The sequence below is a fragment of the Pseudoduganella namucuonensis genome (assembly GCF_900116645.1).
Lineage (GTDB): Bacteria > Pseudomonadota > Gammaproteobacteria > Burkholderiales > Burkholderiaceae_D > Rugamonas > Rugamonas namucuonensis.
Genome location: NZ_FPBO01000017.1, coordinates 103902 through 118416 on the forward strand (window position 1 = coordinate 103902; position 14515 = coordinate 118416).

Consider the following 14515-nt stretch of genomic DNA (forward strand, 5'->3'; position numbering starts at 1 on the left):
TCCCTCGCCGCGTCATGTCTCCGGGGTGCGTATATGGGCCACCAGCGCCTGCACGTCGCGTCCGGGCGGCGGCGTCAGCCAGCTGACCAGCGCCATCGTCAGCAGCCCGGCCGGCACGCCGAAGATGCCGGCCGACACCGGCGCGATGCCGAACCACTGGCCGGCCGCGCTGCCGCCGAGGATGGGATTGGCGTGCACCATGTAATACAGGCACACGCAGAAGCCGGCCACCATGCCGGCCACCGCGCCCTGGCGCGTGGCGCGCTGCCAGAACACGCCCAGCACCAGCGCCGGGAACAGGGTGGAGCCGGCCAGCGAGAACGCGGCGCTCACCAGCGACAGGATGTCGGCCGGCTTGGTGGAGGCGGCGTAGGCGGCGATGAAGGCCACCGCCAGTAGCAGCAGCTTGGAGATCGTCACCCGCTTCTGGGTGGAGGCGCCGGGATCGACGATCTGGTAATAGATGTCGTGCGACAGCGCGTTCGAGATCGCCAGCAGCAGGCCGTCGGCGGTGGACAGCGCGGCGGCCAGGCCGCCGGCCGCCACCAGGCCGGAGATCACGTAGGGCAGCCCGGCGATCTCCGGCGTGGCCAGCACCAGCACGTCGCCGTCGATGGCGATCTCGGCCAGCTGCACCACGCCGTCGCGGTTGATGTCGGTGATGCTGATCAGCGGATGCAGCTTGTCGACGTTGGCCCAGTACGACACCCAGGTGGGCAGGTGCGAGAACTCGCTGCCCACCATGGCGGTGTAGATGTCGTATTTGACCAGCACCGCCAGTGCCGGGATGGTGAGGTAGATCAGCAGGATGAAGAACAGCGTCCAGAACACCGACACGCGCGTCTCGTGCACCGAGGGCGTGGTGTAGGAGCGCATCAGGATGTGGGGCAGGGCGGCGGTGCCCACCATCAGGCAGAACACCAGCGCCAGGAAGTTGTTGCGCTTGTTGTCCGAGGCCGCCTTGTCCCTGGCCACGAAGGGTTCCGCGTGCGGCACCGGTGGCGCCGCACGCCGCAGGTTGTGGTCGCGCGCGGTCCGCCAGGCGCCGGCCGCGTCCTCGGCCGTCTTCGGATAGGCGAGCAGCGCCTTCTCGGCGTTGCGGATGTCCAGCAGCGAGGCGTTGCGCTGCTTGGCCACGTCCAGCTGGCGCTGGGCCTCGAAGCGGCCCGTGTCCCAGCTGCCGGGCAGGCCCTCCAGCTTGCGCGCGTAGTCCTGCGCGCGGCGCAGGAAGATGGCGCGCACCTCCAGCTCCTTCGGGTCGGCGGCCAGGCCGCGCTCGCGCGCGCCCAGCTCCGGCAGCAGCTTGCCGTAGGCCACCTGGGGGATGGGATTGTCGCTGTGCTTGGCCGACAGCCACATGGCCGGGATCAGGAAGGCCACCAGGATGATGATGTACTGCGCCACCTGGGTCCAGGTGATGGCGCGCATGCCGCCCAGGAAGGAGCACACCAGGATGCTGGCCAGGCCGAGGAAGATGCCGACCGAGAAGTCGACGCCGGTGAAGCGCGAGGCGATCAGCCCGACCGCGTAGATCTGCGCCACCACGTAGGTGAAGGAGACGATGATGGTGGCCGCCACCGCCATGATGCGCACGATGCGGCCGTGGTGCGGGCCGCCGTAGCGCGCGGCCAGGAAGTCGGGAATCGTGTACTGGCTGAAGCGGCGCAGGTAGGGCGCGATCAGGAGCGCCACCAGGCAGTAGCCGCCGGTCCAGCCCATGATGTAGGCCAGGCCGTCGAAGCCGTGCAGGTACAGCGTGCCGGCCAGGCTGATGAAGCTGGCCGCCGAGATCCAGTCGGCGGCGGTGGCCATGCCGTTGAACATGGCCGGCACGCGCCGCCCCGCCACGTAGTACTCGGCCACGTTGGAGGTGCGGCTGACCAGGCCGATGAAGGCGTACAGCGTGATGGTGGCCAGCATGAACAGATAGCCTATCCACACCCGCGGCATGCCCTCGTTCTCCAGCATGGCCAGCGCCGCCAGGAAGCAGCCGAAGCCGCCGGTGAACAGCAGGTAGTAGCGCGACAGGCGCTGGAACAGGGGGGCGGGCTGGCCGTGCCTCACGTCCGTTCCCCCGCCTGGTACTGGCGGTCCAGCCGGCGCATGCGCCAGGCGTAGCCGCCGATGATGGCCAGGTAGACCAGCGAGGCGCCCTGCGCCGCCAGGTAGAAGGACATGGGCCAGCCGAACAGCGTCAGGCCGCTCAGCTCGCGCGCGAAGAACACGGCGCCGAAGCTGGTCAGCATCCACAGCAGCAGCAGCAGCGCGGTGGTGTCGCGGGTGCGCCGCCAGTGCAGGGCGCGGCGGGCGCGCCGCGTGGGCGTCGCGGGCGGGGTGTTCAAGGCATCCATGAGGCGTCTTCCTGTTCGGGGTCCGGTTCGGGCGGGCGCAGCGGGAAGGTCAGGCGGAACAGGGCGCCCGGCATCTTGGCGCTGGTGCTGCGCGGGTTGCTGAAGATGTCCACCTCGGCGTTGTGCTGCTGGGCGATCTCGCGCACGATGGCCAGCCCCAGGCCGCTGCCCTCGGCGCTGCTGCCGAGGATGCGGTAGAAGCGCTCGAACACGTGGCCGCGCTCGGCCTGCGGGATGCCGGGCCCGGTGTCCTCCACCTCGACGACGCCGGCGCTCTCGGTGCGGCGCACGCGCACCGTGACCGCGCCGTGGGCCGGCGTGTAGCGCAGCGCGTTGTCGACCAGGTTGGACAGCATCTCGCGCAGCATGGTCGGGTTGCCGTCGATGAGCACGTCGCCGTCGCCGGCCGGCGCCTCGAAGCCCAGGTCGATGCGGTAGTTGAAGGAGGCCGGCACCCAGTCGCGCACGGCGCCGCGGGCCAGCTCCACCAGGTCCACCGGCAGCAGCGCGGCGCCGGCCTGCGGCTGGTTTTCCGCGCGGGCCAGGGCCAGCAGCTGGTTGACCAGGCGGGTGGCGGCCTCCGAGCTTTTCGCCAGCTGCTCCAGCGAGCGGTGGATCTCGCCGTGGTCGGTCTGGCGCAGCGCCAGCTCGGACTGCATGCGCATGCCCGCCAGCGGCGTCTTCATCTGGTGCGCGGCGTCGGCGATGAAGCGCTTCTGCATCTCGATCGACAGCGACAGCCGGCCCAGCAGGTCGTTCAGCGAGCGCACCAGCGGCGTGATCTCCTCCGGCACCTGGCCCGAGTCGATCGGGCTCAGGTCGTCCGAGCTGCGCGCCCGTATCCGCTCCTGCAACTGGGCCAGCGGCGACAGGCCGCGGGCCAGCGCGAACCACACCAGGGCCAGCACGATGGGCAGCACGATGAACTGCGGCAGGATGACGCCCTTGATGATCTCGTTGGCCAGGGCGCCGCGCTTTTCCAGCGTCTCGGCCACCTGCACCAGCGCCAGCCGGGTCTCCTCGGCGCCGTGGTCCTCCAGCAGCACATAGGAATAGGCGATGCGGATCGGCGTGCCGTGCAGGTTGCCGTTGCGGAACTGGACCACGCCGGGGCGGCCCTTGTCGTCCTCGGGCGGGGCCGGCAGGTCGCGGTCGCCGTCCTGGTGCTCGCCGGCGGGGCCGACGATCTGGAAATAGACGCTGTCCACGTCGTCGGCGCGCAGGATGTCGCGCGCCGAGCCGGGCAGGCGCGGCGCCAGCTTGCCGTTCACCTCGTGGATCTGCTGCGCCAGCACCGTCACGCTGTCCTCCAGCGCGTGGTCGAAGGGCTGGTTGGCGATGGACTTGGCGACCAGGTAGGTGATGGCGATGCTCATCGGCCACAGCAGCAGCAGCGGGGCCAGCATCCAGTCCAGGATCTCGCCGAACAGCGAATGCTGGATCTCGTTGTCGCGGTCGGCCGGGGGCGATTCATACCAGGACGCGGGATCGGCGTCCTGGTCGGCGGCTCCCGGCTCCCGTTCGTTCACTTCGCTTCGGGGCGCGGCGCGTCGCTGTATTTTTCCAGGCAGTAGCCCAGTCCGCGCACGGTGGCGATGCGCACGCCGCCCACCTCGATCTTCTTGCGCAGCCGGTGCACATACACCTCGATGGCGTTGTTGCTGACCTCCTCGCCCCATTCGCACAGGTGGTCCACCAGCTGCTCCTTGGACACCAGGCGCCCGGTGCGCGCCAGCAGGATCTCCAGCAGGCCCAGCTCGCGCGCCGACAGGTCCAGCATCTGCTCGTTGATGTAGGCGCTGCGGCCCACCTGGTCGTAGGTCAGCGGGCCGTGCTTGATGACGGTGGAGCCGCCGCCCTGGCCGCGCCGGGTCAGCGCGCGCACCCGCGCCTCCAGCTCGGACAGCGCGAACGGTTTCGCCATGTAGTCGTCGGCGCCCAGGTCCAGGCCGTTGACGCGCTGCTCGATCGAGTCGGCCGCCGTCAGGATCAGCACCGGCAGCAGCGAGGAGCGGGCCCGCAGGCGGCGCAGCACCTCCAGGCCCGGCATCTTGGGCAGGCCCAGGTCCAGGATCAGCAAGTCGAACTCCTGGGTCGACAGCGCGGTGTCGGCCTCCTGGCCGTTCTTCACGCAATCGATGGCATAGCCGGACTGGCGCAGCGAACGCGTCAGCCCGTCGGCCAGCACGCTGTCGTCCTCGGCAAGTAAAATACGCATGGTCCTCCCGTCTACGGAACTTGTATTCTGTTTTATTTCCCTTAACATTGCCAGCTTTTGATCGGAATCAGGGGAAACACGTTCCGTTCAAAACAGTGCTTGCAAAAAGCACTGGTTTTTTATACAGTACTGCCTGTACACACCAAACATCACGCGGAAAGACCATTATGGACGACAAGAAAGCTGTAGTACCCGCGGCGGAGAAGGCCAAGGCCCTGGCCGCTGCGCTGGCACAGATCGAGAAGCAGTTCGGCAAGGGTTCCGTGATGCGCATGGACGCCAGCGCCCCCATCGAGGAAGTCCAGGTGGTGTCCACCGGCTCCCTGGGCCTGGACATCGCGCTGGGCGTGGGCGGCCTGCCGCGCGGCCGCGTGGTCGAGATCTACGGTCCGGAATCGTCGGGCAAAACCACGCTGACCCTGCAGACCATCGCGGAAATGCAAAAACTGGGCGGCACCTGCGCCTTCATCGACGCCGAGCACGCGCTGGACGTGGGCTACGCGCAGAAACTGGGCGTGAACCTGCACGAGCTGCTGATCTCGCAGCCGGACACGGGCGAGCAGGCGCTGGAGATCTGCGACGCGCTGGTGCGCTCCGGCTCGGTGGACATGGTGGTGGTCGACTCCGTCGCGGCGCTGACGCCGCGCGCCGAGATCGAGGGCGACATGGGCGACTCGCTGCCGGGCCTGCAGGCCCGTTTGATGTCGCAGGCGCTGCGCAAGCTGACCGGCTCCATCAACCGCACCAACACCCTGGTCATCTTCATCAACCAGATCCGCATGAAGATCGGCGTGATGTTCGGTTCGCCCGAAACCACCACCGGCGGCAACGCGCTGAAGTTCTACGCCTCCGTGCGCCTGGACATCCGCCGCACCGGCTCCATCAAGTCCGGCGACGAGGTGATCGGCAACGAAACCAAGGTCAAGGTCGTCAAGAACAAGATCGCGCCGCCGTTCAAGGAAGCGCACTTCGACATCCTGTATGGGGAAGGCACGTCGCGCGAGGGCGAGATCCTGGACCTGGGCGCGGACGGCAAGATCGTCGAGAAGTCCGGTTCCTGGTACAGCTACAACGGCGAGCGCATCGGCCAGGGCAAGGACAACGCCCGCACCTACCTGAAGGAGCGTCCGGACTTGGCGCGCGAGATCGAGAACAAGGTGCGCGCCTCGCTGGGCGTGCGCGAGTTGCCGCCGAAACTGGGCGAGGAACCCGCGCCCAAGCTCAAGGCGGTCGATTAATCATCGTTGGCAAGGCGGGCCGCGGCCCGCCTTTTTCTTTTTTCATTCCATGCCCCTCCCGCCCCCCAGCCTCAAGGCCCGCGCGCTGCGCCTGCTGTCCACCCGCGAGCACAGCCGGCTGGAACTGGCGCGCAAGCTGTCGCGCTACGCCGAGGAGGGCGACGACGTCGACGCCCTGCTGGACTTCCTGGAGAAGAACAACTGGCTGTCGCAGGAGCGTTTCTCCGAATCCCTGATCCACCGCCGCTCCGCGCGCTACGGCAACAGCCGCATCGTCGCCGAGCTGCAAAGCCACGGCATCGCCGGCGAGGCGCTGCAGGAACTGAAGGCCGGCCTGGCCGACGGCGAAACGGCGCGCTGTTGCGAGGTGTGGCGCCGCAAATTCGGCGAGCCGCCCCGGGACGCGCAAGAGCGCAACAAGCAGATGCGCTTCCTGATCCAGCGCGGTTTTTCCCAGCGCGCCGTGCGCGCCGCCATGCAAGGCCACGACCCCGACGACGAGTTTTAACTGCCATTAACTTCGGCTTCCCGGCTCATAAATTCCCACTACTTGGTATTTGACACATCGCAACTCGCGCCGGGGTGTGCTACACTTTTGGGGTTTTTGCAGCACCGCGGGTGCGGTGGTTGTCCGTAGAAGCTGCGGCAACGTGCTTTTTTGATACTTTTAAAAGTACATGGCTGCTTACTAATTTCTGCCGCGAAAGCGGCGTCGGTATATGTCCTTGTCAACTCCAGTCTCTCGACGTGCGCTGCGGCACACGCGCGCCATCGACATCCAAGCGTTCAAACGCGACGATGGCCTGTGGGATCTCGACGCCCATATCACCGACATCAAGGAAAACGACACCCTGCTTGCTTCCGGCCCGCGCGTCGCCGGCCAGCCATTGCACGATCTGTGGCTGCGCGTCACCGTCGACCGCCAACTGACCATCGTCGCCGCCGAGGCAGTATCCTCCGCCGTTCCATATCCCGGTTTTTGCGACACCATCGGCCCCGCCTACGAGGCACTGGTGGGCTTGAACCTGATGAAGGGCTTCCGGCATGAGCTCAAGCAGCGCCTGCATGGCATCGCCGGCTGCACCCACCTCACGGAACTGGCCCAGATCCTGCCCACGGCAGCGGTCCAGGCTTTTGCCAGCGACGTCTGGCCCACGCATGACGCGGCCAGCGCGCACGTGCCGCACGACAAACCGTTTCAACTCGACAAATGCCACGCCCTCCGCACCGACGGCGGGGCAGTTGCCCAGTTTTACCCGCGCTGGGTAGTGAAGGAGAGTTGACCTGGCGCACAGCAGCATCTGTTTTTCTTTGAAATTCAACCATAACTTACACATCAGTATCAATCAGAAGGGAAGCCAGCATGAAAATCCATGAGTATCAAGGCAAAGAGATCCTCCGAAAATTCGGAGTGACGGTTCCGCGCGGCATTCCGTGCATGTCCGTGGAAGAGGCGGTGAAAGCCGCTGAAACCCTGGGCGGTCCGGTCTGGGTTGTGAAAGCGCAGATCCATGCTGGCGGCCGCGGCAAAGGCGGCGGCGTCAAGGTTGCCAAGTCCCTGGAACAAGTGAAAGAGTACTCGGACCAGATCATGGGCATGCAGCTGGTGACCCACCAGACCGGTCCGGAAGGCCAGAAAGTGCGCCGCCTGATGATCGAAGAAGGCGCGGACATCAAGAAGGAACTGTACGTTTCGCTGGTGACCGACCGTGTTTCCCAGCGCGTGGTCCTGATGGCCTCGTCCGAAGGCGGCATGGACATCGAGGAAGTGGCCGAGAAGCACCCTGAGCTGATCCACAACGTGATCATCGATCCGGCCGTCGGCCTGACCGACGCCGACGCCGACTCCGTCGCCGCGAAAATCGGCGTGCCGGCCGAATCGATCGCCGACGCGCGCGCCAACCTGCAAGGCCTGTACAAAGCCTACTGGGAAACCGACGCCTCGCTGGCCGAGATCAACCCGCTGATCCTGACCGGTTCCGGCAAGGTCATCGCCCTGGACGCCAAGTTCAACTTCGATTCGAACGCGCTGTTCCGTCATCCGGAAATCGTCGCCTACCGCGACCTGGACGAGGAAGATCCAGCCGAAGTCGAAGCCTCGAAATTCGACCTGGCCTACATCTCCCTGGACGGCAACATCGGCTGCCTGGTGAACGGCGCCGGCCTGGCCATGGCCACCATGGACACCATCAAGCTGTTCGGCGGCGAGCCTGCCAACTTCCTGGACGTGGGCGGCGGCGCGACGGCAGAGAAAGTGACCGAAGCGTTCAAGATCATGCTGAAAAACCCAGGCCTGAAAGCCATCCTGGTCAACATCTTCGGCGGCATCATGCGCTGCGACGTGATCGCCGAAGGCGTGATCACCGCGTCGAAAGCCGTTTCGCTGAAGGTGCCGCTGGTGGTCCGCATGAAGGGCACCAACGAAGATCTGGGCAAGAAGATGCTGGCCGACTCCGGTCTGCCCATCATTGCCGCCGACACCATGGAAGACGCGGCCAAGAGCGTTGTCGCCGCCGCAGCTGGTAATTAATTAAGGAATCACTATGTCCATCCTGATCAATAAAGACACCAAAGTCATCACCCAGGGCATCACTGGTAAAACCGGCCAGTTCCACACCCGCATGTGCCGCGACTACGCGAACGGCAAAAACGCCTTCGTTGCCGGCGTGAACCCGAAGAAAGCCGGCGAAGATTTCGAAGGCATCCCGATCTACGCGTCGGTGAAAGAAGCCGCCTCGGAAACCGGCGCGACCGTGTCGGTGATCTACGTTCCACCAGCGGGCGCCGCCGCCGCGATCTGGGAAGCCGTGGAAGCCGAGCTGGAACTGGCGATTTGCATCACCGAAGGCATTCCTGTCCGCGACATGATGGAAATCAAGGACCGCATGGCCAAGGCCGGTTCCAAGACCCTGCTGCTGGGCCCTAACTGCCCAGGCCTGATCACCCCCGACGAAATCAAGATCGGCATCATGCCGGGTCACATCCACCGCAAGGGCCGCATCGGCGTGGTGTCCCGTTCGGGCACCCTGACCTACGAGGCGGTCGGTCAGCTGACCGCGCTGGGCCTGGGCCAGTCGTCGGCAGTCGGCATCGGCGGCGACCCGATCAACGGTCTGAAGCACATTGACGTGATGCGCATGTTCAATGACGATCCCGACACCGACGCGGTCATCATGATCGGCGAAATCGGCGGTCCGGACGAAGCCAACGCCGCGCGTTGGATCAAGGACAACATGAAGAAACCAGTGGTCGGCTTCATCGCCGGCGTCACCGCTCCTCCGGGCAAGCGCATGGGCCACGCCGGCGCGCTGATCTCCGGCGGCGCCGACACCGCGGACGCGAAACTGGAAATCATGGAAGCCTGCGGCATCACCGTGACCAAAAACCCATCCGAGATGGCACGTTTGCTGAAAGCAATGCTGTAATTCAAGCTTTTGGTGAATAATGACGGGGAGCCTAGGCTCCCCGTTTTTTTTGGGGGGCCACAGCGGCGCAAACCGGGGACAGACCCGCGATCCGCGTCCCATGCCCTTGCCAAGGCGTGTGGCGCGGTGGGTCTGTCCCCAGAATTGTTGGCATCATCCGGAGGACAGGTTGGGGAAGATCATCATTTCGCGCGACGGCGTGGTCGAGCGGGAAGTCCAGTTGAGCAAGGAGCGGATGACCATCGGCCGCCGCAGCCACAACGACATCGTGCTCAGCCATGGAGCCGTGAGCGGCGAGCACGCCGTCATCACGACCATCCTCGACGACTCCTTCCTGGAAGACCTGCAAAGCACCAACGGCACCTTCGTCAACGGCCACCGCATCGGCAAGCACTTCCTCCAGCACCAGGACGCGATCAAGCTGGCCAAATACCAGATCCAATACCTCGCCGACGGCGTCCGCCCGCTGGGCGCGCCGGTCGCCGACGCCACCGTGCCCCTGCGCAACGCCCCGGCGGCCGCCGAGGGACGCATCGAAGTGCTCAACGGCGGCAACGCCGGCAAGCAACTGGCGCTGACCAAGCCGCTGACCACGCTGGGCCGTCCCGTGGTGCAAGTGGTGGTGATTTCACGCGGGGTGGACGCCTATTCCATCGCCCAGGTGGAAGGCGACGCGGTCACCACGCTGAACGGCGTCGCCCTCGGCAGGCAGCCGAAGCGGCTGCAAAACGGCGACGTGATCGACCTCAGCGGAACGCGGATGGCTTTCTGGCAAGATTGAGCGCCCCCGGCACTGACAAAAACCGGCAACTGGCGAAAAACGGCAGCGCTGTGACAAGTTCTGCCACCCCAACTGACAAAAATCGTCAGTCGCGGGCGCCAAAGCTGACAGAAATTGGCGAAAAGGGGGCCGAAAACGGCCTGAACAGGCTGGCACGCCGATTGCTCTTACTCAAGTGTCGTAACCTAACTCGTAGTCACCCTTGAGGAGAAGCAAAATGAAATCCATGAAAATGATGAAGCAGCAAGCCCAAGCCGGTTTTACCCTGATCGAACTGATGATCGTCGTTGCGATCATCGGCATCCTGGCGGCCGTGGCGATTCCTGCTTACAGCGATTACACCATCAAGGCCAAGATCGGTAACGCCCTGGGCGCGGTGAGCTCCATGAAGACCGCCGTTGGCCTGTGCGCACAGGAAGCGGGCGGCTCGTTCGACACCTGCGACACCGGCGCCGCTGGCATCCCAGCCTTCACCGCCACCAAGGAAGTGGCCAGCGTCACCGTCACCAACGGCGTGATCGCCGCCACCCTGGGCACCGGCATCGGCACCGGCGTTGACGGCCTGATCATCACCGCGACCCCGACCCTGCCGGCTGGCGACTCGCAAATCAAGTGGGTGAACACGACGACCGTGACCCAAGCCGCCGCGCTGGCCGCCATCACCAAGAACAACCCCTAATATGGGCTGACACCGCCGCCAGGCGGTGGCCGACGAAACCGGGCCTCGCGCCCGGTTTTTTTATTGCCTAAACGATTTTCTGCCGGTCCGCGATCAGCGCCTCGTAGGTGAGGTTCTGCAGCAGCGTGAAATGCTCCGGGGCCAGGTCGACGAACTGCACGCCGTAGGTGAACACCTCCCGCTCCTCGTTCGCCGGTCGCGCCAGGTTGACATTGCGCACCAGCGCCTGGGTTTGTATCGGCACCCGGCGGTTGTCGGGCGGCGCCAGCAACGAGAAGGCGATGCCGACCCGGGATTCGTCCGGAGGCAATTTCCGTCCCGTCTCCAGCAGCGCGCCGGACACGGACAGGTTCAACAGGGACACCGGCACCTTGCCGGTCTGCTCGCAACTCACCTCGGCCGGAATATCGACCCGCACCCGCATCGCGGTGCGCAGGCTGGTGCCCTGGATCTGGTCGGGGAAGCTCAGATGGACGTAGAACAGCGGGCGGCCGAACACGCGCTGCACGATGGCGGGGAAGGAGCACACGTTCACGCCGGAAAATACGCGTATCGTCAGCTTGTCGCCCTCGTTGACGGCGACCGGGGCGCCGTTCTCGAGGGGGATCCTGACGATCAGGTATTCATCCTTGACCCAGCCGATGATGGTGGAGAAATGCTGTATGGGTTTGATGGTGCGGTGGGTGATGAACTGGATCCTGCCGCCCACCTGCAGATTCATCTCTTCAAACTCGTATTCCTGCGTCCTCGCCTCGGCCGGCGAAGTGGTGCTGGTCATGCGCTGCCTTTTGTTGTGCCTATTTCATCTTTTCAATTATATACGGCCATCCAGGCATCGGCAGCACGGCAAGATGGCGCTTATGCCTTCGCCTCGCCGCTGCGGAGATGCGCCGGCGTCCCCTGCGGGGACCCTACTTCTTGCGAGTTAGTGTTGGGCGCGTGCCACTGGTGGGCGTTTCACCCGGCGGGCTAACATCGACGATGCGAACGGTGATGGACGTTTCAAGTCGATAAGGGACACGTACATTGGGCCCTTTGAAATCTTTGGTGTTGCGAGTGATGAGGGTTAAGCCTTTGATTTTGGCGGTCGCGGCAATAATGGCGTCGGGGAGCGAAATTTTTGGTCCAATCCGCCGCCGCTCCGCTACCAGCGCTGCAGCGGCTTGCATGATCTCGGCGTCGATTTCGATGATCTCCAACCCGAATTCAGCCATGAACGCGTCAAACCGTGGAATCTCATCCGCGTTCGCGCCCCCATAGAGCTCCATCCAGGTAATGGCGCTGATGGCTGGGCCATCCCAGTACGCCAGTTCCGCCAATGCCTCTGGGTAGTTTTTGCTCCAGTCGATCAGGATATTGGTGTCGAAAAGCACTAGCGCCTTTCAGCCCTCAATTCGCGCTGGTATTCCAAGCCGTCGGCAGGAATGTCCGACCGGTCCGACCAGATGCCGGCCACTTTTTTAAGGGCGACCATACGGCGAGCTCGGCGAGCTTCAACTGTGTCCTCAACGGCAGGGCCTTCATCAGTGGCCGCGTCGACCAATTGATGATGGTCCAGCGAATGTCTCAATATGGCCATGGCAGACCTCCCAATAAGCATCTACGTTGCAGTTAGTGTAGCGTGTATCAGGTTCAGTGTCGCCGAGCGCCTCCTCAGCATTACTTATCCATATCGGCCGTCCAATCCCCCGACTTCCCGCCATGCTTCTCCATCACGCGGATGTCGCCCATCACCATGCCCCGGTCGACGGCCTTGCACATGTCGTACACGGTGAGCAGGCCGACCTGCACGGCCGTCAGCGCTTCCATTTCGACGCCGGTTTTGCCATGGGTTTCCACCTGCGCCGTGCAATGCACGCTGGACGTGGCCTCGTCGGCGGTCAGGTCGACCTTCACGCGCGTCAGCGCCAGCGGGTGGCACAAGGGGATAAGGTCGCTGGTGCGCTTGGCGCCCATGATGGCGGCGATGCGCGCGATACCCAGCACGTCACCCTTCTTGGCCGTTCCCGATACAATAATCGCCAGTGTCTCCGGCTTCATGCGGATGCTGCCGCTGGCGACCGCGACGCGGTGGGTTTCCTGCTTGGCGCCGACATCGACCATGTGCGCCTGGCCGGTGGAATCGAAGTGGGTGAGACCCGCGTTTGGCGCCGGGTCTTGGGTGGAGCTGTTCATGTATAGTGGAAGTCCGTAGCTGGTGTTGACAGGTATCATATCACCGTGAAATCAAAACGTTGCCCCTCCCGCCTGATAGTCTCCCTGGCCCTTTCCCTCTTGTTCGCCGCGCCCCCGGGCATGGCGCAGATGATGCCGTCCAAGCCGCTGAACCTGCCCAACCTGGGCGACACGGAACGGCAGGAGCTGTCGCCGCTCATCGAGCGCAAGCTGGGCGAGGAGATCATGTATGACATCCGCAGCAACAAGGATTACCTGGACGACGCGCCCATCACCGAATACCTGAACAGCCTGGGCTCGACGCTGGTGTCGGCCCACCCGGGCGCGCGCGGCGAGGCCAGCTTCAACTACTTCTTCTTCGCCGTGCGCGACGGCCAGCTGAACGCGTTCGCGCTGCCGGGCGGCTTCATCGCGGTGCACTCGGCGCTGCTGCTGGCGGCGCAGACGGAATCGGAACTGGCGTCCGTGCTGGGACACGAGATCGGCCACGTCGCCCAGCGCCACATCGCGCGCCAGCTCGGGCAGCAGAAGCAGGACGCGCTGATTCCGCTGGCGGCCATGATCCTGGCGGTGCTGGCCGCCAAGTCGAACACGGACGCGGCGATGGGCGTGATGATGGGCGGCCAGGGCCTGGCCATCCAGCGCCAGCTCAACTTCGGCCGCGACGCCGAGCGCGAGGCGGACCGGGTCGGCTTCCAGATCCTGGGCGAGGCCGGTTTCGACACCAGCGGCATGGTCGGCTTTTTCCAGCGCATGCAGGCGGCCAGCCGTTCGCACAGCGACCTGGTGCCGGCCTACCTGCTGACCCACCCGCTGACCACCGAACGCATCGCCGACATCCAGGCCCGCATCCGCGAGCAGCCCTACAAGCAGCGGCTGGACAGCCTGGAGTTCTATCTGGTGCGTTCGCGCGCGCGCGTGCTGCAGGACGAGAGTTCGCAGGGCCTGGCCGAATCCATGCAGTATTTCCAGGGCCAGATCGAGCAGGACAGCCGCCAGCAGAAGACGGCCGGCCAGTACGGCATGGCGTTCGCGATGTACAAGAAGCGCGACTGGGCCGCCGCGCAGGGCTGGCTGGACAAGGCGCGCGCGACCATCGAGGCGCCGCCGCCGAAGGGCACCTTCAGCCCGGGCAAGCGCGACACGGCGCCGGCCGTGTTCACCAGTTTGTCGCTGGACATCAAGCTGGGGCAGGAATCGAATCAGGAGGCGATCGCGGCGGCGCTGGCCGAGGCCTCGGCCGCGCACCTGACGTTCCCGCTGTCGCGCGGCATCACGCACCAGTACGCGGAGGCGATGCTGGCGTCCGGCAAGCACGAGGAGGCGGCGCGCTTCCTGCGCGAGCAGGCGCAGCTGTACCGCGAGGAGCCAGAGTTGCAGGACTTGCTGGCCAAGGCCTATTCCAAGCAGGGCAAGATGGCCTTGCAGCACATGGCGCTGGCGGAGTCGTACATGCTGCAGGGCGGCACGCTGGCGGCGCTGGACCAGCTGGCGCTGGCGCGCAAATCGAGCGACGCGTCGTTCTACGACCAGGCCCAGATCGACGCGCGCGAACGCGATTTCAAGCAGCGCCGCAAGGACGCGATGGGCGACAAGTACAAAGAGCCGTAGCAAGCATGCCCTCATCAAGGACTCAGGCAAGGAATGC

At 65.1% G+C, this 14515-nt stretch carries 16 protein-coding genes; 8 read left to right on the top strand and 8 right to left on the bottom strand.

The features are described 5' to 3' along the window. Positions 1-12 precede the first annotated feature (12 nt). The 4 genes from BM436_RS18520 to BM436_RS18535 are packed head-to-tail and all read right to left on the bottom strand — an operon-like array spanning position 13 to position 4569. Complete coding sequence (locus BM436_RS18520) at positions 13-2064, bottom strand: sodium:solute symporter family protein (RefSeq protein ID WP_229490460.1); 2052 nt, start codon at positions 2062-2064, stop codon at positions 13-15. Then, positions 2061-2351: a DUF4212 domain-containing protein gene (locus tag BM436_RS18525; RefSeq protein WP_093557007.1), complete on the bottom strand. Its 291-nt coding sequence runs from the start codon at positions 2349-2351 to the stop codon at positions 2061-2063. Before BM436_RS18525 ends, BM436_RS18520 begins: the two co-directional genes overlap by 4 nt. After that, positions 2339-3880 (bottom strand): sensor histidine kinase, encoded by a 1542-nt coding sequence (locus BM436_RS18530; RefSeq protein WP_229490462.1) that lies wholly within the window; start codon positions 3878-3880, stop codon positions 2339-2341. The genes BM436_RS18525 and BM436_RS18530 overlap by 13 nt, the downstream gene beginning before the upstream one ends. Next, entirely contained in the window at positions 3877-4569 is a 693-nt protein-coding gene (locus BM436_RS18535) for a response regulator (RefSeq protein ID WP_093557008.1), read from the bottom strand. Before BM436_RS18535 ends, BM436_RS18530 begins: the two co-directional genes overlap by 4 nt. Before the next feature lie 167 nt (positions 4570-4736). Here BM436_RS18535 and recA point away from each other — a divergent pair, with 167 nt between their 5' ends. The 7 genes from recA (at position 4737) to BM436_RS18570 (ending at position 10692) form a co-directional block, all read left to right on the top strand. After that, positions 4737-5807 carry a recombinase RecA gene (gene recA, locus BM436_RS18540; RefSeq protein WP_093557009.1) on the top strand — a complete coding sequence of 357 codons (1071 nt, stop codon included), beginning with the start codon at positions 4737-4739 and terminating at the stop codon, positions 5805-5807. A 49-nt stretch (positions 5808-5856) separates the two neighbouring features. Continuing rightward, complete coding sequence (recX, locus tag BM436_RS18545) at positions 5857-6315, top strand: recombination regulator RecX (protein WP_093557010.1); 459 nt, start codon at positions 5857-5859, stop codon at positions 6313-6315. A gap of 211 nt (positions 6316-6526) precedes the next feature. After that, on the top strand, positions 6527-7090 hold the full coding sequence (locus BM436_RS18550; RefSeq protein ID WP_093557011.1) for a DUF2889 domain-containing protein: 564 nt from the start codon (positions 6527-6529) through the stop codon (positions 7088-7090). A gap of 80 nt (positions 7091-7170) precedes the next feature. Beyond that, the gene (gene sucC, locus BM436_RS18555) at positions 7171-8337 is read left to right on the top strand and encodes an ADP-forming succinate--CoA ligase subunit beta (protein ID WP_093557012.1); all 1167 of its coding nucleotides are present in this window, start codon (positions 7171-7173) and stop codon (positions 8335-8337) included. A gap of 13 nt (positions 8338-8350) precedes the next feature. Further along, the gene (sucD, locus tag BM436_RS18560; RefSeq protein WP_093557013.1) at positions 8351-9232 is read left to right on the top strand and encodes a succinate--CoA ligase subunit alpha; all 882 of its coding nucleotides are present in this window, start codon (positions 8351-8353) and stop codon (positions 9230-9232) included. Positions 9233-9401: 169 nt separating this feature from the next. Further along, the gene (locus BM436_RS18565; protein ID WP_093557014.1) at positions 9402-10013 is read left to right on the top strand and encodes an FHA domain-containing protein; all 612 of its coding nucleotides are present in this window, start codon (positions 9402-9404) and stop codon (positions 10011-10013) included. Between the two features lie 217 nt (positions 10014-10230). After that, the gene (locus BM436_RS18570; RefSeq protein ID WP_093557015.1) at positions 10231-10692 is read left to right on the top strand and encodes a pilin; all 462 of its coding nucleotides are present in this window, start codon (positions 10231-10233) and stop codon (positions 10690-10692) included. A gap of 67 nt (positions 10693-10759) precedes the next feature. On the opposite strand, the gene BM436_RS18575 is transcribed toward BM436_RS18570, so the two are convergent. From BM436_RS18575 to moaC, 4 genes are all read right to left on the bottom strand, one after another. After that, on the bottom strand, positions 10760-11470 hold the full coding sequence (locus BM436_RS18575; protein WP_093557016.1) for a flagellar brake protein: 711 nt from the start codon (positions 11468-11470) through the stop codon (positions 10760-10762). A gap of 133 nt (positions 11471-11603) precedes the next feature. After that, entirely contained in the window at positions 11604-12065 is a 462-nt protein-coding gene (locus tag BM436_RS18580; protein WP_093557017.1) for a type II toxin-antitoxin system VapC family toxin, read from the bottom strand. Then, on the bottom strand, positions 12065-12271 hold the full coding sequence (locus tag BM436_RS18585; protein ID WP_143133214.1) for a hypothetical protein: 207 nt from the start codon (positions 12269-12271) through the stop codon (positions 12065-12067). The genes BM436_RS18580 and BM436_RS18585 overlap by 1 nt, the downstream gene beginning before the upstream one ends. A gap of 80 nt (positions 12272-12351) precedes the next feature. After that, positions 12352-12867 (bottom strand): cyclic pyranopterin monophosphate synthase MoaC, encoded by a 516-nt coding sequence (moaC, locus tag BM436_RS18590; protein ID WP_093557019.1) that lies wholly within the window; start codon positions 12865-12867, stop codon positions 12352-12354. 120 nt (positions 12868-12987) lie between these two features. On the opposite strand from moaC, the gene BM436_RS18595 reads away from it, so the two are divergent. After that, entirely contained in the window at positions 12988-14478 is a 1491-nt protein-coding gene (locus BM436_RS18595; RefSeq protein ID WP_093557065.1) for a beta-barrel assembly-enhancing protease, read from the top strand. Positions 14479-14515: the final 37 nt, after the last annotated feature.

Bases quoted from the DNA above. Each gene is read 5' to 3' on its own strand.
- BM436_RS18525 (WP_093557007.1), bottom strand. From the start codon at position 2,351: ATGGATGCCTTGAACACCCCGCCCGCGACGCCCACGCGGCGCGCCCGC.
- BM436_RS18535 (WP_093557008.1), bottom strand. From the start codon at position 4,569: ATGCGTATTTTACTTGCCGAGGACGACAGCGTGCTGGCCGACGGGCTG.
- recA (WP_093557009.1), top strand. From the start codon at position 4,737: ATGGACGACAAGAAAGCTGTAGTACCCGCGGCGGAGAAGGCCAAGGCC.
- recX (WP_093557010.1), top strand. From the start codon at position 5,857: ATGCCCCTCCCGCCCCCCAGCCTCAAGGCCCGCGCGCTGCGCCTGCTG.
- BM436_RS18550 (WP_093557011.1), top strand. From the start codon at position 6,527: ATGTCCTTGTCAACTCCAGTCTCTCGACGTGCGCTGCGGCACACGCGC.
- sucC (WP_093557012.1), top strand. From the start codon at position 7,171: ATGAAAATCCATGAGTATCAAGGCAAAGAGATCCTCCGAAAATTCGGA.
- sucD (WP_093557013.1), top strand. From the start codon at position 8,351: ATGTCCATCCTGATCAATAAAGACACCAAAGTCATCACCCAGGGCATC.
- BM436_RS18570 (WP_093557015.1), top strand. From the start codon at position 10,231: ATGAAATCCATGAAAATGATGAAGCAGCAAGCCCAAGCCGGTTTTACC.
- BM436_RS18575 (WP_093557016.1), bottom strand. From the start codon at position 11,470: ATGACCAGCACCACTTCGCCGGCCGAGGCGAGGACGCAGGAATACGAG.
- BM436_RS18585 (WP_143133214.1), bottom strand. From the start codon at position 12,271: ATGGCCATATTGAGACATTCGCTGGACCATCATCAATTGGTCGACGCG.
- moaC (WP_093557019.1), bottom strand. From the start codon at position 12,867: ATGAACAGCTCCACCCAAGACCCGGCGCCAAACGCGGGTCTCACCCAC.
- BM436_RS18595 (WP_093557065.1), top strand. From the start codon at position 12,988: ATGGCGCAGATGATGCCGTCCAAGCCGCTGAACCTGCCCAACCTGGGC.